15 protein-coding genes are annotated in these 24,979 nt (G+C 42.2%); 11 read left to right on the top strand and 4 right to left on the bottom strand.

The window, feature by feature from the left end:
* Positions 1-37: 37 nt before the first annotated feature.
* From NSQ17_RS09630 to NSQ17_RS09620, 3 genes are all read right to left on the bottom strand, one after another.
* Entirely contained in the window at positions 38-1,867 is a 1,830-nt protein-coding gene (locus NSQ17_RS09630; protein ID WP_024718328.1) for an ABC transporter ATP-binding protein, read from the bottom strand.
* Positions 1,864-3,597, bottom strand: a complete 1,734-nt coding sequence (locus tag NSQ17_RS09625) for an ABC transporter ATP-binding protein (RefSeq protein WP_024718329.1) — start codon at positions 3,595-3,597, stop codon at positions 1,864-1,866. Before NSQ17_RS09625 ends, NSQ17_RS09630 begins: the two co-directional genes overlap by 4 nt.
* A 94-nt stretch (positions 3,598-3,691) precedes the next feature.
* Positions 3,692-4,594 (bottom strand): LysR family transcriptional regulator, encoded by a 903-nt coding sequence (locus NSQ17_RS09620; RefSeq protein ID WP_024718330.1) that lies wholly within the window; start codon positions 4,592-4,594, stop codon positions 3,692-3,694.
* A 153-nt stretch (positions 4,595-4,747) separates the two neighbouring features.
* On the opposite strand from NSQ17_RS09620, the gene gltB reads away from it, so the two are divergent.
* Entirely contained in the window at positions 4,748-9,319 is a 4,572-nt protein-coding gene (gene gltB / locus NSQ17_RS09615; protein ID WP_159159710.1) for a glutamate synthase large subunit, read from the top strand.
* Positions 9,320-9,335: 16 nt separating this feature from the next.
* Positions 9,336-10,820 carry a glutamate synthase small subunit gene (gene gltD / locus NSQ17_RS09610; RefSeq protein ID WP_024718332.1) on the top strand — a complete coding sequence of 495 codons (1,485 nt, stop codon included), beginning with the start codon at positions 9,336-9,338 and terminating at the stop codon, positions 10,818-10,820.
* A gap of 63 nt (positions 10,821-10,883) precedes the next feature.
* Here the strand turns inward: gltD and NSQ17_RS09605 are convergent, their stop codons facing one another.
* The gene (locus NSQ17_RS09605; protein WP_008346586.1) at positions 10,884-12,086 is read right to left on the bottom strand and encodes a nitrate/nitrite transporter; all 1,203 of its coding nucleotides are present in this window, start codon (positions 12,084-12,086) and stop codon (positions 10,884-10,886) included.
* Between the two features lie 169 nt (positions 12,087-12,255).
* Here NSQ17_RS09605 and nirB (NSQ17_RS09600) point away from each other — a divergent pair, with 169 nt between their 5' ends.
* From nirB (NSQ17_RS09600) to NSQ17_RS09560, 9 genes are all read left to right on the top strand, one after another.
* The gene (nirB, locus tag NSQ17_RS09600; protein WP_342468074.1) at positions 12,256-14,517 is read left to right on the top strand and encodes a nitrite reductase large subunit NirB; all 2,262 of its coding nucleotides are present in this window, start codon (positions 12,256-12,258) and stop codon (positions 14,515-14,517) included.
* Positions 14,514-16,652 (top strand): nitrate reductase, encoded by a 2,139-nt coding sequence (locus NSQ17_RS09595; protein ID WP_277518510.1) that lies wholly within the window; start codon positions 14,514-14,516, stop codon positions 16,650-16,652. The genes nirB (NSQ17_RS09600) and NSQ17_RS09595 overlap by 4 nt, the downstream gene beginning before the upstream one ends.
* Positions 16,653-16,741: 89 nt before the next feature.
* Positions 16,742-19,153 carry a nitrite reductase large subunit NirB gene (gene nirB / locus NSQ17_RS09590; protein WP_342468073.1) on the top strand — a complete coding sequence of 804 codons (2,412 nt, stop codon included), beginning with the start codon at positions 16,742-16,744 and terminating at the stop codon, positions 19,151-19,153.
* A gap of 23 nt (positions 19,154-19,176) precedes the next feature.
* A complete protein-coding gene (nirD, locus tag NSQ17_RS09585) occupies positions 19,177-19,500 on the top strand; it encodes a nitrite reductase small subunit NirD (RefSeq protein ID WP_144665580.1) in 324 nt (107 codons plus the stop codon).
* Between the two features lie 66 nt (positions 19,501-19,566).
* On the top strand, positions 19,567-20,259 hold the full coding sequence (locus NSQ17_RS09580; protein ID WP_144665578.1) for a DUF421 domain-containing protein: 693 nt from the start codon (positions 19,567-19,569) through the stop codon (positions 20,257-20,259).
* A gap of 99 nt (positions 20,260-20,358) precedes the next feature.
* Entirely contained in the window at positions 20,359-21,339 is a 981-nt protein-coding gene (locus tag NSQ17_RS09575) for a pectinesterase family protein (protein ID WP_057079440.1), read from the top strand.
* Between the two features lie 131 nt (positions 21,340-21,470).
* Positions 21,471-22,955: a D-alanyl-D-alanine carboxypeptidase/D-alanyl-D-alanine-endopeptidase gene (gene dacB / locus NSQ17_RS09570; protein WP_277518507.1), complete on the top strand. Its 1,485-nt coding sequence runs from the start codon at positions 21,471-21,473 to the stop codon at positions 22,953-22,955.
* A gap of 19 nt (positions 22,956-22,974) precedes the next feature.
* Positions 22,975-24,342: an MATE family efflux transporter gene (locus tag NSQ17_RS09565; RefSeq protein WP_035703202.1), complete on the top strand. Its 1,368-nt coding sequence runs from the start codon at positions 22,975-22,977 to the stop codon at positions 24,340-24,342.
* Between the two features lie 64 nt (positions 24,343-24,406).
* Entirely contained in the window at positions 24,407-24,967 is a 561-nt protein-coding gene (locus NSQ17_RS09560) for a CatB-related O-acetyltransferase (RefSeq protein ID WP_058336768.1), read from the top strand.
* The last annotated feature ends 12 nt before the right edge of the window (positions 24,968-24,979 follow it).

Here is a 24,979-nt window from a genome sequence, read left to right as displayed (position 1 = left end):
GGCATTTTTACATGCTGTCTATCCTTTTTGGTGCTGTTTAACCGACTTGGTTTTCGGCAAATTGACTCATATAGAGGTCGGCATAAAAGCCTTTTTCTTTCAAAAGCTCACGATGAGTTCCTTTTTCAATGATCGTGCCATCTTTCATGACTAAAATGAGATCGGCATCTTTAATCGTTGAAAGTCGATGTGCAATGACGAAGCTTGTTCTGCCGTTCATTAATTCATTCATCGCTTTTTGAATATGCATCTCTGTCCGTGTATCGACACTGCTTGTTGCTTCATCTAAGATTAATATCTTCGGATCAGATAAGATGGCACGGGCGATGGTTAACAGTTGACGCTGACCTTGTGAGAGGTTGCCGGCATCTTCTGTTAAGAGTGTGTCATATCCATCTGGAAGGGTGCGGATGAAATCGTCTGCATAGGCATGTTTAGCGGCCTTCAACACATCCTCTTTTGAAACATTTGGTCTGCCATATGCGATGTTGTCATAAATTGTGCCTTCAAAGAGCCATGTATCCTGAAGAACCATCGCAAATAAGTCACGCACTTGCTCTCGGCTGAGGTCGGTTGTTTTTACGCCGCCAATGCGAATGGAGCCTTGATCTAGCTCGTAAAAGCGCATTAACAGATTAATAATCGTTGTTTTTCCAGCGCCTGTTGGCCCAACAATGGCCACCGTTTGTCCTTCTCGGACTTGTAAATTCAAATCTTTAATAATGGGTTGATCTTTCTCATAACCGAAGTGAACGTGCTCAAAGGCCACATCTCCGGAAAGGGATTTAAGATCAATCGCTGCATCTTCTTGCGCATGTTCTTCTTCTTCATCTAGAATTTCAAACACCCGTTCAGCAGAAGCGATAGCAGATTGAACTAAGTTTGCAACACTGGATGCTTGCACAAGCGGCTGCGACATTTGTTGTGTGTATTGGATAAATGCTTGCACATCCCCAACACGAATATTCCCATTAATGACAAGAATTCCGCCAGCAACACTTACCGCCACATAGCCAAGATTCCCAATAAAGGTCATCATCGGCATCATTAAGCCGGAGATAAATTGTGCTTTTCTTGAAGATTCATATAGTTGTTCGTTTAATTGATCAAATGTATCAATGGCTTTCTTTTCATAGCCATACGCACGAACCGTCTGATGTCCTGTGAACATTTCATTAATATGTCCATTGATCATCCCTAGTTCTTTTTGCTGTGCTTTAAAATGCTTTTGCGAAAATGATGTAATGCCTCGAATCGCAAACAAACTAAGAGGCAGCGTCAAACAAACAAGCAGCGTCAGCAGCGGACTGATGAAAAGCATCATGACGACAATTCCAATGACTGTAATAACAGATGTGATCACTTGCGTGAGTGCCTGCTGTAAAGAAGTATTAATATTATCAATGTCGTTCATCACCCGGCTCAGCGTGTCTCCGTGTGTTGTTTTATCAAAATAACGAAGGGGGAGACGTGTGAGCTTGTCATTTGCTTCTTGCCTTAATTCAGCAATGGTCTGCTGCGAGACACCCGCCATTACATATTGCTGCACGAATGAGAAGAGAGATGCCACGACATATAATAGAACAAGCAGCAATAAAATGCGTGAAATGACATCAAATTGAACGCCAGTTCCTTGTGTAAAACTTTCAAATAGGGAAGAGGTGGCATCCCCAAGTAATTTTGGACTGACGACATTAAAAACGGTTGAACCGATCGCTGCAATCAGGACAATGATCAGCTGAAATTTCCTCGGTTTTAAATAGCCCGTTAAACGAAGAAGTGTTTTTTTAAATTCCTTCGGTTTTTGTACTGGGCCCCTTGGGTGACCGCCTTTATGTCCCATTCCAGACGACATTTTTTTACTCATCCTTGCTCCACCTCCTGACCTTCCTGTGATGCGACTATCTCTTGATAGACAAGGTTATCTTTCAGTAACTGTTCATGTGTACCGATACCTGCTATTTTTCCATCATCTAACACAATGATTTTATCGCTATGCTTCACTGTGCTGATTCTTTGAGCCACAATAATCAAAGCAGCATGCTCTTTTTCAGCTTCTAGCGCTGACCGAAGTTTTGCATCCGTTTTGTAATCAAGGGCAGAGAAGCTATCGTCAAACAGGTAGAATGCAGGTTTTCTTACGAGTGCTCTTGCGATCGAAAGACGTTGTTTTTGACCGCCAGAGAGATTCGAACCCCCTTGGTCTATCTCTGCGTGAATTCCGCCATCTTTTTGCAAAACAAATTCTTCGGCCTGTGCTGTCCGCAGTGCCTGCCAAATCTCGTCATCTGTAGCATCTCGTTTGCCAAAGCGCACATTATCAGCAATGGTTCCGCTAAATAAAATGGCTTTTTGAGAAACATAACCCATCTGACTTCTCAGTTTCTCTTGAGGCAATTCTCTAATATCGACACCATCTAATGTAATTTTTCCTTCTGTTGCTTCATAAAAACGTGTCATCAGCTGAAGAAGTGTCGTTTTCCCGGAACCTGTACTGCCGATGATCGCCGTCGTTTCACCCTTTTTGGCTTCAAACGTCATGTCTTGAACGGCTGGTTTTTCAGCATTTGAATAATAAAATGACACATCCTCAAAGCGAATGGACTGGGCTGGCTGATCAAGTTTAGTGACAGCTTCTTTTTTGTCTTTAATTTTTGGTTCTAGATTTAACACTTCATTCATCCGTTTAGCTGATGCCTGAGCTCTAGGCACCATAATAAAACTCATAGACAGCATAATGAGTGCCATTAAAATCATCATCGCATATTGAATGAAGGCGATTAGATTCCCGACTTCCATCTGTCCGGCATCAATCCGATTAGCGCCAATCCAGACAATGCCGATATTCGTGAAGTTCATGATAATGAGCATAAAAGGGAACAAGTACGCCATTAATCGATTGACTTTAAGGCCAGTATCCTTATACGATGTATTGGCTTCTTGAAAACGTTCTTTTTCGTCATCTACTCGGTTAAACGCTCGAATGACCCGAATGCCTGAAAGCGACTCTCTCATAATCAAGTTCAGCCGGTCCGTTTTTTTCTGAAGCTGGCCAAAGAGGGGGATCGCTTTTCTCGACACTAAATAAATGAACCCGCCAAGAAGGGGAAGAGCTGCTAAAAAGATGAGAGATAACACAGCATCTCTAGATACAGCCAAAATAATTCCACCAACGAGCATAAGAGGCGCCCGTGTCATCATTTGTAAGATCATGATCGTGACATCTTGAACTTGTTTCACATCATTTGTGGATCTTGTAATAAAGGAAGATGTCCCGATTTTTTGAAATTCTTCTAATGAGAATTGTTCGACATGCACAAACAGCTGTCTTCTCATATCACGCCCGAAGCCTAGAGCTGTCTTAGATGACAAGTAGGACTTCCAAATCGTGAGCAAGATGGCAAGTAAAGAACAACCCACCATCCAGCCCCCAACTTTCCATATATAAGCGACATCTCCTTGGACGATCCCGACATCAACGATATCTGCCGTAAGCGTCGGTAAATACAGCTGGAGCATACTGCTTAAAAAGGTGAGAATCACAATGGACACAACGGATAGCCGATAGGGCTTTAAAAACGATAAAATTGATTTCATACGATTACCTTTCTTCCATATAGTCTGTTGTTCTGTAACTCATCATATACAAAGAGGGATTATTTCTACAAATGAAATGTCTTGTTTTAATGAATTATTTATATTGTTCAATTTTTGAAAAGAAGTCCTTTACAAACATATAAAAATCATGGGCAGAAGGAGACATCTCTCTCGATTTAGAAGCAATAATTCCGACCGTTCTTCTCACTTGCGGGAAATCAATGGGAATTTTCACTGTAAATCGCGGTGTTGTTTCATAAAAAGCACTTTCGGGTAATAAGGTAACGCCCATACCCGCTGACACAAGACCTTTAATGGCATCCAAATCTTCTCCTTCAGATGAGATAGTTGGCTCATAGCCAGCCTGCTTACAGGCATCAACCGCAATTTGTCTCAGCACATATCCTTCAGGAAATAAAACGAAATGGTCTTTTCTCAAATCACTTAAATGAATACTTCTTTGCCCGCTAAAGGGGTGACTAATAGGCAAAAGGGCATAAATGCTTTCGGAAAACAAGATATTTCCTTCTATTTGAGGATCGTTTGTCGGGACGGGTCCTAAAAAGGCAAGATCAATGTCTCGATTTTTGACAGCTTCAATCAGAAACTTATAGGAACCTTGACGAAGTAAAAAATCGACCTCTGGATATTCCAGCTTAAATGCGGAAATGACAGAAGGGAGCACTTGGCTTGCTAGACTTGTAGGAAATCCAATGTTCACTGTCCCTTTGTGGGGGTCTAAGTATTCATCAATTTGTTCTTTGGCGTAATCTATCGCTTTTAGGGCGGTTCTGACATGGTCCAAAAATTGTCTGCCGATTTTCGTTAATTTGATATTTCGTCCTTCTCGTTCGAATAAAGCCACTCCAAGTTCTTCTTCTAAATTGGCAATCTGCCGGCTGATGGCAGATTGGGCAACGTGTAAGTTTTCAGCCGCTTCTGACACGTGTTCACGGTCAGCAACTTCTACAAAATAACGTAATTGACGAAGCTCCATTTTTGCACTTCACACCCATCTATCTCAAAAAGAGATTGTTTTGATCTAAATTATATATTGTTTATATTAATTTGAAAACTTAAAATAAGTTACAGAGTTTGTGAGATTTTATTACTGTGAAAAAACGGATCTTTTAAACGGGGGAGAGAAACGATGACTTATAATCAACTACCACAACCACAAGGTCTCTACCGTCCTGAATTTGAACATGATGCATGTGGAATCGGACTGTACGCCCATTTAAAAGGGGAGGCGACACATAGCATCGTCAAAAAGGGATTGCAAATGCTGTGCCAGCTTGATCACCGCGGCGGGCAAGGCAGTGATCCGTATACAGGTGATGGTGCCGGATTAATGGTACAACTGCCAGACGCTTTTTTTAGAAAGAACTGCCAAGACTTTGCACTTCCTGAAAAGGGCCGTTACGGGGTAGGAATGGTGTTCTTTTCAAAAGATGATGATGCCAAAACGCGTCAAGCGATCGAACAAAAGATCAACGGCTTCATTAAACAAGAAGGGCAAACATTAATTGGCTGGAGAACGGTCCCTGTTGATGCTGGGAAAATTGGAACGGTTGCAGCGAAGAGCTGTCCGGTTGTCCGGCAAGTGTTCATCGGAGCAAACGACAACGTAACAGACCGTTTGTCATTTGAACGAAAATTATACGTCATCCGCAAGCAGGCTGAAAACTGGGGAACAGCAGAGGAAAAACAATTTTACTTTGTCAGTCTGTCTAGTCAAACCATTGTATATAAGGGGCTTTTAACATCAGATCAAGTTGATGCTTTTTATCTTGATCTACAGGATGAAACATTTGTTTCTGCATTTTCACTTGTTCATTCAAGATTTAGTACAAATACATTCCCGACATGGGAACGAGCGCATCCAAACCGTTACTTAATTCATAACGGAGAAATCAACACATTAAGAGGAAACATCAATTGGATGAGAGCAAGAGAACAACAATTCGTGTCTGAAGCCTTCGGAGAAGATCTAGACAAGATTTTGCCAGTGCTGAATGCAGACGGAAGTGATTCATCCATTTTAGACAATGCCTTTGAATTTTTCGTGCTTGCAGGGCGTACTCCTGCTCATACAGCGATGATGCTGATTCCTGAGCCGTGGACGGAGAATACGCACATGTCTAAAGAGAAACGGGCATTTTATGAATATCATAGTTCGTTAATGGAGCCGTGGGATGGCCCGACAGCGATTTCGTTTACGGATGGTAAACAAATCGGCGCCATCTTAGATCGGAACGGATTAAGACCCGCGAGATACTACGTAACAAATGACGATCATATCATTTTCTCATCTGAGGTCGGCGTCATCGACACAAATGAAGAAGATGTGAAGTATAAAGACCGTCTTGAACCAGGTAAAATGCTGTTAATCGATTTAGAAGAAGGACGCATTATTTCGGATGAAGAAGTGAAATCTTCGATTGCGAATGAACTTCCTTATCAAAAATGGCTCGATGAAGAAATGGTTCACGTCAATCGCTCTGAAGAAAATTCAGAAAATTCTAGTATAATGAGTGATTTGTTAACACGTCAGCGTGCTTTCCATTATACGTACGAAGACATTCAAAAGTATTTAATTCCTTTACTAGAAGAAGGAAAGGACCCAATCGGCTCGATGGGAAGTGATACACCGCTTGCTGTGTTATCAGATCGTGCGCAGTCGCTGTTTTCTTATTTTAAACAGCTGTTTGCTCAAGTCACGAACCCGCCAATTGATGCCATTCGTGAGCAGCTCGTTACATCGACCATGACTTGGTTAGGTGCTGAGGGAGATATTTTACATCCAAATGAATATTCATGCCGAAGAATTAAACTTTATACACCTGTTTTAACAAGCGGGCAGTTCAACGGCTTGAAAACGATTGTTCATAACGCCTTTAAAAGCAAAACGATTCATACACTTTTCACTGATGACCTAAAACGTGGTCTTGATGCGATGTTTGAAGAGGCAGAAAAAGCGATTCGTGAAGGGGTATCTTTACTAATTCTTTCCGATCGTGACATGACGGAAGAAAAAGTGCCGATTCCACCACTTCTTGCATTGAGTGCACTTCATCAGCATCTTGTGCGTCAAGGCTTACGAACAAAGGTGAGCTTAATCGTCGAATCTGGAGAAGTAAGAGAGGTTCATCATTTTGCCGCACTGATTGGCTACGGTGCAGATGCGATCCATCCGTACCTCGTTTACGAAACATACAAACAGCTTATTGCTGAAGAAGCGATTGCGATTAGCTTTGATGAAGCTGTCACAAAGTTTGGGAAAAGTGTGACTGAGGGCGTAGTTAAAGTAATGTCTAAAGTGGGAATTTCCACTGTCCAAAGCTATCGAGGCGCACAAATTTTTGAAGCAGTCGGCATTAGTGAAGATGTCATCCAGGCGTATTTCACAGGAACAGCTTCTCAGCTAGGCGGTATTGATCTTGACACCATTGCAAGTGAAGCAAAGCTTCGTCATGAGGCTGGGTATCAGGCATCAACTGATCAAACGCTAGAATCAGGCAGTGAGTTCCAGTGGAGAAAAAATGGAGAGCATCATGCCTTTAACCCAAAAACCATTCATACCCTTCAGTGGGCATGCCGCAACGAAGATTATGATCTATTTAAGCAATATACGAAGGCGGCGGATGAAGAACGAATTGGTTTCCTTAGAAATCTATTTGCTTTTCGTTCAAAACAAAAGCCAGTTCGTCTAGAAGAAGTTGAATCTGCTGAATCCATTGTACGCCGCTTTAAGACAGGTGCGATGTCATTTGGTTCACTAAGTAAAGAAGCGCATGAAGCACTAGCGATTGCGATGAACCGAATTGGCGGCAAAAGCAACAGCGGAGAAGGCGGGGAAGACCCTGCACGCTTCACAGTAGATGAGCACGGGGATGATCGCAGAAGTGCGATTAAACAGATTGCTTCTGGCCGCTTTGGCGTGAAAAGTCATTATTTAGTCAATGCAGATGAACTGCAAATTAAAATGGCGCAAGGTGCAAAGCCTGGAGAAGGCGGACAGCTGCCAGGAAATAAAGTATATCCTTGGGTCGCAGACGTACGTGGTTCTACGCCAGGTGTTGGCCTAATCTCACCACCGCCTCACCATGATATCTACTCAATCGAGGATTTGGCTCAATTGATCCATGATTTGAAAAATGCAAACCGTGATGCACGCATCAGTGTCAAGTTAGTTTCTAAAGCTGGCGTTGGTACGATTGCAGCAGGTGTAGCAAAAGGGACAGCTGATGTCATCGTAATTAGTGGATATGATGGCGGTACTGGAGCTTCTCCGAAAACAAGTATTAAACATACAGGACTTCCTTGGGAGCTTGGATTGGCAGAAGCGCATCAAACCCTTGTCTTAAACGGCCTTCGAGAGCGAGTCGTTCTTGAGACGGATGGCAAATTAATGACAGGACGCGACGTTGTCATGGCTGCGATTTTAGGAGCAGAAGAATACGGCTTTGCGACAGCTCCACTTGTCGTATTAGGATGCGTCATGATGAGAGCATGTCATTTAGATACTTGCCCAGTCGGAGTCGCTACTCAAAACCCTGAACTTCGCAAAAAATTCATGGGTGACCCTGATCACATTGTCAATTTCATGATGTTTATTGCAGAGGAAGTAAGAGAAATTTTAGCTGAACTTGGCTTTACATCAATGGATGAATTGATTGGGCGTACGGATGTTTTATCAGTAAGTGAAAGAGCAAAAGCACACTGGAAAGCAGGACAGCTGAACCTTGAAACCCTGCTTTATCAGCCAGAGGGACCACGCACATTCAGAACGCCGCAAAATCATAAAATTGATGAATCACTGGATATGAATGAGATTCTCCCTTATGTACAGGAAGCGCTCGATCATCAAACACCAGTTGATCTGTCACTAAACATTCGCAACATTCACCGTGTAGCTGGAACGATTACGGGCAGTGAAGTGTCTAAGCGCTACGGCGAAGAAGGTCTGCCAGAGGATACGATCACACTTCGGTTCACTGGTTCAGCTGGACAAAGCTTCGGCGCATTTGTTCCAAAGGGGATGTCTTTATATTTAACAGGTGACTCAAATGACTATATCGGCAAAGGACTCTCTGGAGGCAAAATTGCTGTCAAAACATCTGATCACTTTGTACAAAATGGACATGAGAACGTGATTGTCGGTAACGTTGCATTTTACGGCGCGACAAGCGGAAAAGCGTTTATTAACGGTCGTGCAGGTGAACGTTTTGCCGTGCGTAATTCAGGTGTCAATGTGGTCGTTGAAGGAATCGGTGATCACGGCTGTGAATACATGACTGGCGGACGTGTTGTCATTTTAGGTGACGTCGGGAAAAACTTTGGCGCAGGGATGTCTGGCGGTATCGCTTACGTGCATACATCCGATGCAAAACAGTTCAAAAGAATGTGTAACATGGAAATGATCATGTTTGAAAAACTCACAGATCACGAAGAAGAACAAGAAGTGAAGCAAATGATTCAGGAACACCTTGATTATACAAACAGCTCAAAAGCAGCAGCGCTTCTAGAGAACTGGGCACAAGAAAAGAATCAATTCATTAAGATCATTCCGAGAAATTACAAAATGATGCTTCAAAGCATTGAGGAACAAAAACAAGCAGGCCTCAGCCACGAGGAAGCTGTTATGTTCGCATTTGAAGCAAACACAAAACCGAAAAATAAAGAAACGGCAAACGGGCAAAAAGCAGCCGTCGCTCATTAAGAAAGGGGAGAGGACAATGGGCAAAGCAACAGGTTTTATGGATTATAAAAGAGAAAAGCCAAATGAACGTGACCCTCTCACTCGTCAAAATGACTGGAAAGAATATTCAGCTCCTTATACAGATGAGGTATTGAAACAGCAGGGTGCTAGATGTATGGATTGCGGAACACCGTTTTGTCAAATTGGAATGGAGATCAGGGGCGGCGTTTCTGGCTGCCCGATCTACAATTTAATTCCAGAATGGAATGACCTTGTCTACCGGGGCAGATGGAAAGAAGCGCTTGAAAGACTACAAAAAACGAACAATTTCCCTGAATTTACTGGAAGAGTATGTCCAGCACCTTGTGAAGGCTCATGTACCGTCGCGATCAATGATCCAGCAGTATCGATTAAAAATATCGAACGGACGATCATTGATAAAGGTTTTGAAAATGGCTGGATTACACCAAGAATTCCTTCAAGCCGTACAGGGAAAAAGATCGCTATTGTCGGATCAGGACCAGCAGGACTGGCAAGTGCAGACCAACTAAACCAAGCAGGACACGCTGTAACCGTGTTTGAACGATCTGATCGTCTAGGCGGACTGCTCACTTATGGTATTCCGAATATGAAGCTCGACAAAGAAGTCGTTGAGCGCAGAGTTAAACTTCTAAGACAAGAAGGGATTGACTTTGTGACCAATACAGAAATTGGTGTGGATATCACGGCTGATGAACTGAAAGAGCAATTTGATGCAGTCATCCTTTGTACAGGTGCACAAAAGCAGCGTGACCTGTTAATTGAAGGCAGGGAAGCAAAAGGGATTCATCTGGCAATGGATTATTTAACACTCGCAACAAAAAGCATGCTTGATTCAGGATTCAAAGATAAAAACTTTATTGACGCAAAAGGGAAAGACGTCATTGTGATTGGCGGAGGAGATACAGGCGCTGACTGCGTCGCAACTGCACTTCGCCAAAAAGCAAAAAGTGTTGTTCAATTCGGAAAGCATCCAAAGCTTCCAGATACACGTGTAGGGGATAACATGTGGCCAGAACAGCCTTATGTCTTCTCTCTAGATTATGCTTACGAAGAAGCACAAGCAAAATTTGGAGAAGACCCGCGCCAATATTCGATTCAAACCACAAAGATTGTGGCTGATAAAAATGGGAAGTTAAAAGAGCTTCATACCATTCAAATGGAAAAGGTGAAAAACGAACAAGGGAAGTTTGAATTTCATGAGATTCCAGGAACAGAGAAGGTATGGCCAGCTCAGCTAGTCTTTATTGCGATTGGTTTTGAGGGAACTGAACAGCCGCTAGTGAAACACTTTGGCGTGGACAGCAAAAACAATCGGATTGACGCAAAATATGGGGAATATACAACGAATGTAGAAGGCGTATTTGCAGCGGGAGATGCAAGACGCGGTCAAAGCTTGATTGTCTGGGCAATTAACGAAGGCAGACAAGTGGCGCATGAGGTAGACCGTTATTTAATGGGGAGTTCGGTTCTGCCAAAATAGGTCAAACAAAGGGTGTTTACCATATATAGAGAAAAGCCATGACCAAAGAGTGGTCATGGCTTTTTATGATTCAGACATGGTTGGCTGGATAATGACTTTTTTACGTTTGAACTGGGAGACAACCAAACAGAGGAAGACAGCAAGAACAAAAAGAGAAATGGTCAAAAAACCAAACGTATAGGAGCCCGTCATTTCTTTTAAACTGCCAAGAACGTTTGGTAAAAAGAATCCCCCAATGCCTCCTGCAGCCCCTACAATTCCAGTCACAATCCCAATTTCCTTATGAAACACTTGCGGCACAAGCTGGAACACCGCCCCATTCCCCATACCAAGACACATCATTCCGACAAATAAAAGCGCAATGACCACTGGTAAAGCAGGTAGACTACTCACTGCCCCTAAGCAGATACCAATCAAAGCAAATAAACCGAGCAGTACTTTCATCCCGCCAATTTTATCGGCAATCAAACCGCCAACTGGTCGAAAGAAGCTGCCTGCCGCCACGCAAAGCGTCACAAAATCACCAGCATGAATTTTTGAAATCGCATATTGGTCCACAAAGAAAATACTCAAGAAACTTGAAAGGCCGACAAAACCACCGAATGTAATCGCATAAAGCAGGCAGAAAAACCACGTTGTTTTCACTTGAAAGACTGAAAAATAGGACCGAAGCGGCTGAGGGGCGGGCTGGTTTGGTGCATCTTTTGCTGTGAAAATAAAAAACAAAAAGACGAAACTTAAAGGAATAAGAGCGAGCCCCATCACTGTATGCCAGCCATACATCTCCGCAAGCCTTGGTCCAAAGAGTGTCGAGATCAGTGTTCCGCTGTTTCCGGCGCCGGCAATTCCCATCGCTACCCCTTGTAAATGAGGAGGGTACCAGCGGCTTGCCATCGGTAAAGCGACCGCAAAACTCGCACCTGCAACCCCTAATAAAATCCCGATCAGTACTAGCTCTGAAAGGGTTGTACCACCGAAAAACCCCCATATGAGCGGAATGGTGGTCAAAATCATGCCCATCATCGCTGTTTTTTTAGGTCCCATTCGGTCTGTTAATAGGCCTAGCACAATTCGAAAAAAAGATCCGGATAAAATCGGAATGGCTACAATCATGCCTTTTTCTATTGTCGATAAGGCAAAATCTTGTGCAATAAAAGCACCGAGTGCCCCCAGCAAAACCCAAATCATGAAACTCACGTCAAAATATAAAAATGAACCAAACAATGTCTTAGGATGACCACTAGAAGTCAATTCTGAGAGTTTCACAAAACCCCTCCTTTGTTTTGAATTTTCTGACTTAAAGATAGCGAGTTGATAGAAGGAATGGAAGTATTGTGTTAGAAAAAATGACATGGATAAACACTTTTTTACAAATGTGTGCCATAATCTAGGCAAACATTGCTTTGGCGCAAAAAGCTAGAAAGGTTGATCTCACATGGCAAAACGTAAACTCTTGTTTATCGGAAATGGCATGGCGAGTATGAAATGTATCGAACATATCGTAAAGAAACAGCCAGAACGCTATTCCATCACAATCATTGGAAAAGAGAAGCACCCAGCTTACAATCGAATAAAACTTTCATCGGTTTTACAAAAAAGTGAATCATTGTCTCAGATTGAACTAAAGCCAAAAGAATGGTACACCAAACATGACATCACCATCCAAACAGGCGAAGCAGTTGTCCACATCGATACAAAGCGTCAATTGCTCATGACAGAAGCACGCCGGAATATCCCGTATGACAAACTGGTTATCGCCACAGGCTCATCGCCTCATTTTCTGCCTATACAAGGCGTATCCAAAAAAGGGGTCTATGCTTTTCGTACGATTGACGATTATGAGGCCATTTACGCTGATTCTTTACGCTATGAGCGTGCAGCAGTCATTGGAGGTGGTGTACTTGGTGTGGAAGTGGCCGCTGGTTTACAGATCGCTGGACTGAAGACAACCTTGATTCATCACACGGATTGGCTTATGCAACGCCAATTAGATGAAACAGCTGCAGGGCTCTTGTCTCAACAATTAAGTCGCAAGGGGATTCAGGTAAAAACAAATGCTCATACGATTGCATGTTTAGGAAACGAGAGAGTAGAAGGCGTTCTGTTAAAAAGTGGAGACATCGTGGATGCTGATCTCGTGGTTTTCACAACAGGGGTCCGTCCGAATATAGAGCTTGCAAAACAGCACGGCATTCATACAAGAAAAGCCATTGTTGTAAATGATGTCATGCAGACAAACGTTGAGAATATTTATGCTATTGGAGAATGTGCAGAGCATAAGGGGATGGTGCACGGTCTTGTGCAGCCTATTTATGAACAAGCAAACGTGCTTGCGAATCATTTATTAGATGAACTGGTCACGAATTTACCTCCTACCATTTATTCAACAAAATTGAAAGCAAATGACATATCTATTTATTCTGCTGGCAGTATTGTAAACCGATCCCCCTCCGCTTCAGTGGTGACTTACTTAGATGAAGAACAAGATGTATATAAAAAACTAGTGTTTGAACATGATGTGCTCACAGGCGTTGTATTAGTTGGTCAACTTGAGAGAGCTGAGCAGCTTTTGCAGGATGTAAAAGTGGGGCGTGATAAAAGCGTAGTCATGAAATCACTGAATGAAGAGCAGATATCCCCTTTAGATTCATTAAAAACAGAGGATCTCATCTGCCAATGCCATACGGTGACGAAGGGAGCGATATTCAAAAGCATATCGGTCCATCAGCTGACAAATTTAGAAGAGATAAAAAAACAGACAGGGGCCGCAACGGGCTGCGGAGGCTGTCAAGAGCTTGTTCGTGCCTGCTGCCATGTCTCATCAAATCAGCTAACGGAAGCACTGGACACGTTTTGCTCGTGCACAAATGTAGAGAAACAGACCATTTTTTCGTATATAAAAAATCAGCATCCGCTGAATGAAGAGCAAGTAAGAAGACAATTTGATTGGATGACAGATAACGGCTGTGACAAGTGCCGAGCAGCCATTCCATACTATCTTGAGCAGTTTCAAGATCTTTTCGTAAAAGACAGCCCATCAGATCATGAGCACATACTAATGCCTCAGTTATATGGTGGCCGTCTTGATCTGACATTTTTACAGATGATAACCGAATTATTAGAGCAAAAGCAAATTCAGCACGTAGAACTAACGGAGAATAAACGAATTCGGCTGATCGGTATTTCACAAGAGGCCGCCCATATTGTAAAAGAACATGGACACATCATGCCACAGGAAAGCAAGAGACTTTCTCATGTTCTTTCATGTGATTGTCGTCACGATCCATCTGTCACAACACTTGTCATGGAGATCGAAAGACAACTAGAAAACACGCTTTTACCTGCAGTCACATCGATTCATATCGCTGGTCCTTCCTGCGTATGTCATTTCAGCCCCATCTATGACATCTGCATCAAGAAGCAGCTGGATGAATGGGACATTTATATAGGAGGCAGCATACGTCAACCTAAGGCAGGTCAACTTTTTTATTCTGTGAGCCGAACGGATGAGCTGATTCCTTTTTTAAAAGCACTGCTTGAAGATTATAGAAAACGTGCATATTTTCAAGAATCTATTGGAGACTGGATCCAAAAAAACGGCATCATTTCCATCCGAGAAAAATTGCTCGATGAGGAAATGAGAGAAGAGCTCTGCGAGCAATTTGAGCAAAGTAGACAAAAGGGTGTGAATGTATGAATCAATCTTTTTTACAATATGTGCAGCAAACATCAGAGCAGCAAGAGCGAAAAAGGGTGTTCCCATCTCAATGTCCGTTTTGCAGTATGCAGTGCAAAATGCAATTAGTCGAGCAGCACGCAGAAGGGCGAACACGCTACCAGACGATAGGTATTCATAATCCAACCACGTTCGGCAGGATCTGTATGAAAGGGCAGCATGCCCACCAGCACGCACTGCACAAGGAACGATTGAATCACCCCCTCATCAAAAGAAACGGTCAATTTGTCAAAGCGACTTGGCAGGAGGCTCTTGATGAAATCAAAAAACGCACTCAAACCCTTCAAGCGGCGCATGGACACGATGCTATCAGTGTGTATGGTAGTGCATCGATTACAAATGAAGAAGCTTATTTACTCGGAAAATTTGCAAGGGTCGCCCTTAAAACGAAATACATTGATTACAACGGAAGACTGTGTATGTCTTCAGCAGCAACAGCAGCTAACCAAACATTTGGACTTGATCGGGGTCTAACCTTTCCGCTTCGTGACATCAAGCATGCCCGGGTTTTACTATTGGTTGGAACCAATATAGCGGAATGTCAGCCGACCCTCATGCCGTACTTGGAAGAAGCTAAAAAGAACGGGGCATTTCTCATCGTGATCGATCCGCGAAAAACAGCAACAGCCAAACTAGCTGACTTACATGTCAGCTTAAGGCCTGGATCAGATGCTGCACTCGCAAATGGAATCTTACACGTCATGCTTCATGAACAGTTACTAGACGAAGAATTTATTAAAAAACGAACATCAGGTTTTCAAGAAATGAAACAGCATATTTCACACATGTCCCTGCAAGACATTACGCAGCAAACCGGTGTATCGATGAAAGTCATTCAAAAAATAGCGAGAAAATTCGCCCGCGAAAAAACAGGCATGATTCTGACTGCAAGAGGCATTGAGCAGCAAATAGACGGGACAGCATCCGTTCGTAATTTCCTGAATATTCTGCTTGTTACTGGGAAAATTGGCCGGATTGGGTGTGGCTATGGCGCGATTACTGGGCAAGGAAATGGACAGGGTGCAAGAGAGCATGGACAAAAAGCAGATCAGCTTCCTGGTTACCGTGATATCACAAACCCAGTACATAGAAAAGAAATGGCTGAAATATGGAAGATCGATGAAAAAGAACTGCCTGGAAAAGGTGTATCTGCTTTTGAAATGTTTGAAAAAATGCAGAAAGGAGAGATAAAAGCGCTCTTTTTAATGTGTTCTAATCCCGTTCAATCAGGTCCGCATGCAAGCTTTATCAAAAAAGCCATCGAGCAGCTGTCCTTTTTTGTCGCAATTGATTTATTTATCTCTGAGACGGCTGCACTCGCAGATGTTATTTTACCAGCTTCGTCATATTTAGAGGACGAAGGGACCATGACGAACATAGAAGGACGCGTTACGCTGAGAGAAGCAACCTATCCACTCAAACACCAAAGAAAGCACGATTGGCAAATCATTTGTGATATAGCAGCAGTATTAGGCAAAGGCGGCTCTTTTTCTTTTTCATCTGCAGAAGACATCTTTGAGGAATTGAGAACAGCAACGAAAGGAGCCAAAGCCGATTATTCCGGTATGACCTATGACAGGTTAAGGAAGACGCAAGGCATATTATGGCCCTGCTCTCATTTGGAAGACCGAGGAACAGAAAGACTATTTGAGCATCAATTCTCACATCCTGATCAATTAGCAAAATTTGCAGTCGTTGCACATGGACAACAGGGTGCAAAAGAACCAGTCAGTCCAGAATATCCACTCTATTTAACGACCGGCAGGGTGATGGCTCATTACCAAACGGGCGTTCAAACAAGAAAAAGCACCTCTCTTGTTGCCCGGCAGTTTGAAGCTTATGTAGAGCTTCATCCTGATACAGCCGAAGCTTACGGGATTCAGCACGGGGAACTCGTCACCATCCAGTCAAAACGAGGTAGTGTCATCATGAGGTGCCACATAACAGATAGCATCCGAAAAGATACTGTGTTTGTTCCATTTCACTGGAATAAACATCAATCAATTAACCTATTAATTGGTAAACAGTTAGATCCACACAGTAAAATGCCAGGTTTTAAATATTGTCCTGTACAGCTGTCAGCCTACAAGAATTGAAAACTATGTGAGAAATTTTAACATGTATTTTCCATCTTTGTTTAGATTATGGTACTTTCTAAAAAACGATCACATGAGGGGTGTTTTTCATGAAAGAAAAACTCGTATTAGTAGGGAATGGTATGGCTGGTATCCGAACGCTCGAAAACATTTTAAAAACAGACAATGAACGATTCGACATGACTGTATTTGGAACTGAGCCGTATCCTAACTATAATCGGATTCTTTTATCGAAAGTTCTCCAAGGGGATACAAAGACAGAGGATATTACGTTAAACGATTGGAATTGGTACAAGGAACATCATATTCAGCTGTTTACAAATGAGACCATTGTGAAGATCGATCCAGACAATCAAACCGTTATGAGTGATCAAGGACGGACCGTGCATTATGACCGTTTAATTTTAGCGACAGGGTCACTCCCGTTCATCCCGCCCATTCCAGGGAGCGATAAAAAAGGGGTAAAAGCTTTTCGTACATTACAAGACACAGAGGAAATGGTCAAAGCATCTATGATGTACAAAAAAGCAGCCGTCATTGGAGGCGGGCTCCTTGGACTTGAAGCCGCGCGTGGTCTATTAAACTTAGGTATGGAAGTGACCGTCATTCACCTTGGCTCTCATTTAATGGACCGTCAGCTCGATCCGGTGGCAGGTCAGCTTCTGCAAGCAGCTTTAGAAAAACAAGGCATGAGCTTTCTATTAGGAAAACAGACAAATGAGATTTTAGGAGATACAAGGGTAGAAGGGCTAACATTTTCAGATGGTTCTACATTAGAGACAGATATGGTGGTCATGGCAGCAGGAATTAAACCGAATCACAAGCTTGCCGAAACGAGCGGCATTGAAGTGAACCGGGGGATTATCGTCAATGATTTCATGGAAACAAGTGTCCCGCGGATTTACGCAGTCGGAGAATGTGTTGAACATAGAGGACAAACGTACGGTCTTGTTGCGCCATTATACGATCAAGCAAAGGTGCTTGCGAAGCATGTTTGTGATATGGCCTCGACGCCTTATGAAGGATCTGTACTATCGACACAGCTAAAAGTATCAGGGGTTGATGTATTTTCAGCTGGAGATTTTATAGAAAACGATGAGAAAAAAGCGATTAAAATTTTTGATGAACAGCAAGGTATTTATCAAAAACTAGTCTTCCAGCAAAACCGATTAGTCGGCGCCGTCATGTTTGGAGAAACAAGCGATGGACCACGTTTATTCTCGTACATTAGAGAAGGTGTTGATATGTCAGATATGGAAAAAGTATCTGTCTTAACATCAAATGAGCTGGCGCAAGAAAACACGATTGAACAAATGGCAAACGACCATATCGTTTGTGGCTGTAATGGTGTCTCAAAAGGTCAAATAGTGGCAGCTATTCAAAAAGAAGGCCTGACGACTATACAAGAGGTCAAGCAATGTACAAGTGCTTCTAGATCATGCGGAGGCTGCCAACCTGTTGTGGAAGAGATTTTATGGCACACTTTAGGCGATGATGCAAACCGCACTGCGCAAAAAGAAACCATCTGCGCCTGCACCACCTTATCAAGAGATGAAGTCATACATGAAATCAAAGAGAAAGGCTTGCAGCATGTCAAAGAAGTGATGAATGTACTTGACTGGGAAACAGAAGAAGGCTGTTCAAAGTGCCGGCCTGCACTGAATTACTATTTAGGGATGATGTATCCGCTTGACTACAAAGATGAAAAAAGCTCGCGATTTGTGAATGAACGAATGCATGCCAACATCCAAAACGATGGTACCTATTCGGTCGTTCCACGTATGTACGGAGGCGTGACTAATGCTAATGACCTGAGAAAAATAGCGGATGTCGTTGACAAATATGAGATACCGCTTGTGAAAATGACTGGAGGGCAGCGAATCGACCTTTTAGGTGTCAAAAAAGAAGATTTACCAAAAGTATGGGCTGATTTAGATATGCCGTCTGGTTATGCTTACGGAAAATCATTAAGAACTGTCAAAACATGTGTTGGAGAACAATTTTGCAGATTCGGAACGCAGGATTCCATATCTCTTGGGATCTCGCTTGAAAAGAAATTTGAAGGACTTGCCACACCGCACAAAGTCAAAATGGCCGTATCAGCCTGTCCGAGAAACTGTGCTGAATCTGGGATTAAAGATCTTGGCATCGTAGGTATCGATGGGGGATTTGAATTGTATGCTGGCGGGAATGGAGGGACACATTTACGAGCTGGAGACTTATTAATGAAAGTAAGTACAGCAGAAGAAGTAGAACAAATGGCCGCAGCCTACCTTCAATATTACAGAGAAACCGCAAATTATTTAGAGAGAACATCCGCTTGGGTTGAACGGCTTGGATTGAATCATATCCAAACGGTACTGCTAGATGACAAGAAACGTGCAGCATTAATCGAAAGAATGGACATCGCACTTTCAACTTATGAAGAACCGTGGCAAGAGATTCGAGAGAACGAAACAGAAACAAGACAATTATTTCAAAAGGCAACTGCTTCCGTCTAAATCAATTGAAGGGATGAGATCAGATGGCAGTTTCAATTGTAAAAGTTCATATTGGTACAATATCAGATTTTCCATTACAGCTAGGGAAAACAGTCGCAGCCGGTCCACTTGAATTAGCTGTTTTTCAAACCTCTAACAAGCAGTTCAAAGCCATTGAAAATCGCTGTCCTCATAAAGGCGGTGTACTAGCTGAAGGAATGGTGAGCGGAGATCATGTCTTCTGTCCAATGCATGATTGGAAAATCAATCTTTCATCAGGAAATGTTCAAGAACCAGATCATGGATGCGTGAAAACATATGAAGCATTGGTTGAGGGAGACGACGTCTTTATTTTACTGCCTTCATAAATGGTTTAGAACCTTCCTTTCCTGTACATGCTGTAAGTACATGCAGTGAGAAAGGAAGGTATATGTGTGCCATTTTTTAATATTTTGATTGAACTCTTTATCGGATTTTTCGCTTTATTTTCCATTACAAAGCTATTAGGGAAAACACAATTTGCACAAATCACGCCGTTTGATTTTATTTCTGCACTGATTTTAGGGGAGATGGTCGGTAACGCCATTTTTGATCCAGAAGTCAGCGTGCTACATATCCTTTTTGCAGTTGCAGTCTGGGGCGTTTTAATCTACACAGTTGAATGGCTTTCACAAAAATTCAAATCCATTCGCGCTTTTTTAGAGGGAAGACCCACTCTTGTGATTGATAAAGGAAAGATTCACTACAATCGATTAAAGAAAAATATGCTCGATTTAAATCAGTTGCAGACGCTGATTCGAGCGAAAGGGCATTTTGCTCTTAATGAAATTGAATTTGCCATTTTGGAAACGGATGGGTCTGTGAGTGTGCTTCCGAAAATGAAATATGCACCAGCTACAGCCGAAGATGTGAACGTGAAAGGAAAAGAAGTCACATTGCCTAGAACGTTTATTATCGACGGGGAGATTTTAAGAAAAGATTTAAAGGAAGCTGGATTTGATGAAACGTGGCTGCGAGAGCAATTGAAAAAGCAGCACATTTCCTCTTATAAAGACGTCCTATTTTGTGAATGGATTGAAAATGAAGGAATTTATGCGATGAAATATGAAAAAACATCCACAACCTAACACAGTGGATGTTTTTTTGTGTTTTTTTGTTTTATAACTGAATAGGATCAAAAAGAATACGTCAATGAAAACGTTCACAATATAAGGGAGAGATGTGTGATGAAGTATGGAAAACGACTGCTGATGATGGTATTGGCCTTACTGCTTTTTGACTCAGCTTATGCGCAAGCAGCTGGACACAACCATCAAACAAACCGCGTACTTATTGTCGATCAAAAAGGAAATGGGACATTTCGAACGGTTCAATCTGCCATTGATGCGATACCAGTGAACAATCAACAGCAAACGACGATATATATTAAAAATGGTGTGTATAAAGAAAAGATTCTCCTTCCGCAAAATAAGCCTTATGTGTCCTTTATTGGAGAAAATCAGTATCAGACGATTCTGACGTATGATGATACAAATGCAAGCAGCGGGAGCACAACCAATAGCTCAAGTACAATGATTCGGGCAAATCATTTTTACGCAGAAAATATCACGTTTCAAAATACAGCTGGCCGAAACGCAGGGCAGGCGGTTGCCCTTTATGTATCCGGGGACCGGGCTGTGTTTAAACACGTACGTGTTCTCGGTTATCAAGATACACTTTATGCCACAGGCACAGGGAGACAATATTATGAAGATTGCTATATCGAGGGCACGGTTGACTTCATCTTTGGTTCAGCAACGGCTGTATTTAAAAGAGCTGAAATAAAAAGTCTTGGAAACGGGTACATTACAGCGGCATCCACAACAGAAGCTCAAAAGTATGGCTACGTTTTTATTGATTCCACATTAAATAAAGGAACGGCTGCGTCTCAATCTGTGTACTTAGGCCGTCCATGGAGACCTCATTCGGCCGTCACGTTCCTCCAAACAAAAATGGATGAACATATTAAAGCTGAGGGATGGCATAACTGGGATAACAAAGACAACGAAAGAACGGCTAGATATCAAGAATATGGATCAACGGGCGCAGGGAGTCATGTGGCAAACCGGGTGAAGTGGTCAACGATATTAACAAAAAACGAAGCAAGTCAAATCACCGTTCAATCCGTACTTAGCGGAAACGATGGCTGGAATCCTGAAAAAAGGTAAAAGAGGCTTGTCAGTTTTCGTCAAAGAAAGCTGACTTTTCTGTTTAAAAAACCTTTGAGAACAAACGTTCTTTTGTGTATAATGAACATAATCTGCTAAATTTGGCTGCTTTTCTAAAAAGGAGGGATTGCGTGAAACGTTTCTCGCAGGTCATGTTTTTACAACTATGTATTTTGTCGATGTTATTTCTCCCTTTTTCAGTGAAAGATGAACAACTAACAGCTCATGATGATCAATCAAAATGGATCACTTCTTTAGACGAATTCATTCGAACAGCACCTGATTTAGAGGGCGCAATTGCTGGCATCAGCGTACGCGATACTTCTGACACTTCTCTTCTTTATGAACATCAAGCGGACATCCGTCTGACTCCTGCTTCTAATATGAAATTACTCACATCTGCTATCGCACTCGATCTACTGGGTGAAACACACACTTTTCCAACAGACGTTTGGATAGATGGTTCAATTCACAAAAAAACATTGCACGGCAATCTTTATCTCCGAGGCTCTGGAGACCCGACATTGTTAGAAAGCGATTTTGCCGCATTAGCCAAACAAGTCAAAAAGGCCGGAATACATACGATTCGTGGACAGCTTTTAGCTGATGATACTTGGTTTGATGACACAAGGTATTCCATCGATCTGCCGTGGAGTGATGAAGATCAATATTACGGCGCTCAAATATCTGCTCTTACTGCTTCACCGAATGAGGATTATGATGCAGGGACGATCATTCTCGAAGTTAAGCCGGGAAAGAAAGCAGGGCAGAAGGCCAGCTATGAGATGATCCCGAAGACTGACGTCGCTCAAGTTGTCAATCAAGTGAAAACTGTGCCAGAAGGCGGAAAGAAGAAAATATCTTTTAAACGCTCTCACGGTACAAACAAAATTACACTGACTGGAACGATTCCGCTAAAAGCATCCTCGTCTAAACAATGGGTCGCATTATGGGAACCGACAACGTATGCTTTAGACTTAATGAAACGAGCATTAAAGGCTGAGGGGATTCAGCTGAAAGGACCACTCAAAACAAAACAAGTTCCTAAAAAAGCGAAAAAAATCGCTTCCCATACATCAATGCCTTTATCCGATCTTCTTGTTCCGATGATGAAATTAAGCAACAATACACATGCAGAAATTCTGTTAAAAGAACTTGGGAAGCGGGTAAAGAACAAAGGGAGTTTTGACAAAGGGCTTGACGTGCTGAATGAACGTCTTCCTGCCTATGGCATAGATGCATCTATGACTGTGTTGAGAGACGGATCAGGCATATCACCCATTAACCTTGTTTCTGCAAATCAATTCACGTTATTTTTGACAAACATTCAAAAGGAAAAATGGTTTAACACCTATGTCCATGCACTTCCGTTAGCTGGGGCAAGTGAGCGTATGGTGGGAGGTACATTAAGAAACAGATTGAAAGAACCAGCTACACTAGAAAAAGTGCGTGCAAAAACAGGTACGCTATCAACGGTCAGCACACTATCTGGATATATTGAAACACAGAGTGGAAAAACGCTTGCTTTTTCCATCTTATTGAATCATCTCGTTGATGACGAAAAAGGAAAAGAGATAGAAGACCGCATTGTCAGCATGTTAGCTGAGGATCTTTAGACAGAGAAGGAGAACCATCATGACGTTAGATAATAATCAATCTTTAGTAAAAACCATGTCGATCTTTCTAATTCCACTTTTATTAAGCAATATTTTGCAATCAATTGGACAGCTTGTTTCCATTGTGCTTGTCGGTAGATGGATTGGAGAGGATGCAGTAGCTGCGATTTCGGCATTCTTTCCACTTTTCTTTTTACTTGTTTCTTTTTCCATTGGGATTGGATCAGGGAGCTCGATCCTTATTGGACAAGCATACGGAGCAAAAAATGAGCAGAGGTTAAAGGAAATTATCGGTACAACGCTTTCGTTCACCTTTTTAATCGGACTTTCTTTAGCTGTCATTGGAGGTTTTTTTGCCACAGATATTTTACATCTGATGGGGACACCTGCAAATATTGTGGAGGAAAGTGCGGCATATGCCAGAATCCTATTCATCTCCATGCCCATCTTATTTCTTTATTTTGTCTATACAACTTTTTTACGAGGAACAGGAGATTCAAAAACACCATTTTATTTCTTAATGATTAGTACAGGAACCAATATTTTATTGCTGCCAATTTTATTATTCGGCTGGCTTGGTTTACCGGCATTTGGTTTATATGGTGCTGCGTATTCTTCTGTGATTTCTACAATCGTTACGTTTATCATTCTTCATATCTATCTTTATAAAACAAAGCACCCGCTGCGCATTGATGCGTCGGTTAGAAAGCATTTATTGATGAAAGGGGATTTATTAAAAACGCTATTAAAGTTAAGTATCCCTTCTAGTATTAATATGATTCTCATTTCTTTATCAGAAATTGCTGTCATTTCTTTTGTCAACGATTATGGATCACAGGCGACCGCAGCTTATGGCGTTGTCAATCAAGTCGTAAGTTATGTACAGATGCCTGCAGTGAGCCTTGGTATTGCGGTTTCTATCTTCGCCGCACAATTCATTGGCGCAGGAAACATGAATCGTTTGAAGGATGTCATTAAAATTGGGCTGGGGCTAAACTTTGCAATAGGCGGATTGATTATTATTTTCGTCTATATTTTCGCACCGCAAATTTTATCTATCTTTTTAACAGATCCTGCAACGATTGACATTGCATATAGTTTGGTCGTGATTACCCTATGGAGCTATCTCATTTTCGGAACAGCACAAATCGTTGCAGCCACAATGAGAGCAAGTGGCACAGTTCTATGGCCGACCATCTTTAGTATTTGTTCCATTTGGCTTGTTGAAGTACCAGTGGCTTATGTGCTATCACATCATACATCGCTTGGGATCAAAGGAATCTGGATAGGATATCCTGCAGCCTTTTTTGTAAACTTATTGCTCCAATACGGCTATTATCGACTGGTATGGAAGAAAAAGCAGATCGTTGCACTTGTCCAATCATAATGTGAGCCTATCATCTGGCATATATATACGAAGATCAATTACTTTGTAGGGGGTCTGATCTTCTATGTTTTTAAACCAAAGAAGTGAGCTCAGTTCGTATGATATCGGTGACTTCACTTATGCTGGACCAGATTTTCAAGTCTTGACGTGGGGAGAAGGAACAACGCTGAATGTAGGAAAGTTTTGTTCCATCGCAAACGAAGTAAAAGTTTTTCTTGGTGGTGAACACCGAACAGATTGGGTCACCACATATCCCTTCAATCAAATTTTCACAGATGCTGCCCACATTGAAGGACATCCACGATCAAAAGGGGATGTGTGTATAGGGCACGATGTTTGGATTGGATATGGAGCAACAATCATGTCAGGGGTACAGATAGGAAACGGGGCAGTCATTGGAGCAAATAGTCTGATTACAAAAGATGTGCCTCCATATGCGATTGTCGCAGGGAACCCACAGCGGCTCATGAAATATCGGTTTTCTTCTGATATCATTGAAAAACTTCAGTTATTAGAATGGTGGAATTTAGAGTTTTCGATCATACAGTCTATTTTTCACCTTTTGCAATCTCCTGATATTGACCGTTGTATAAGCGTAATTGAAGATAGAAAAAAGAAAGGCTGACAGAGCCTTTCT

Origin of the sequence: Bacillus sp. FSL W8-0629 (genome assembly GCF_038593225.1) — a bacterium.
Taxonomy (GTDB): Bacteria; Bacillota; Bacilli; order Bacillales; family Bacillaceae; genus Bacillus; species Bacillus altitudinis.
This window is presented reverse-complemented; position numbering and strand designations above follow the sequence as displayed.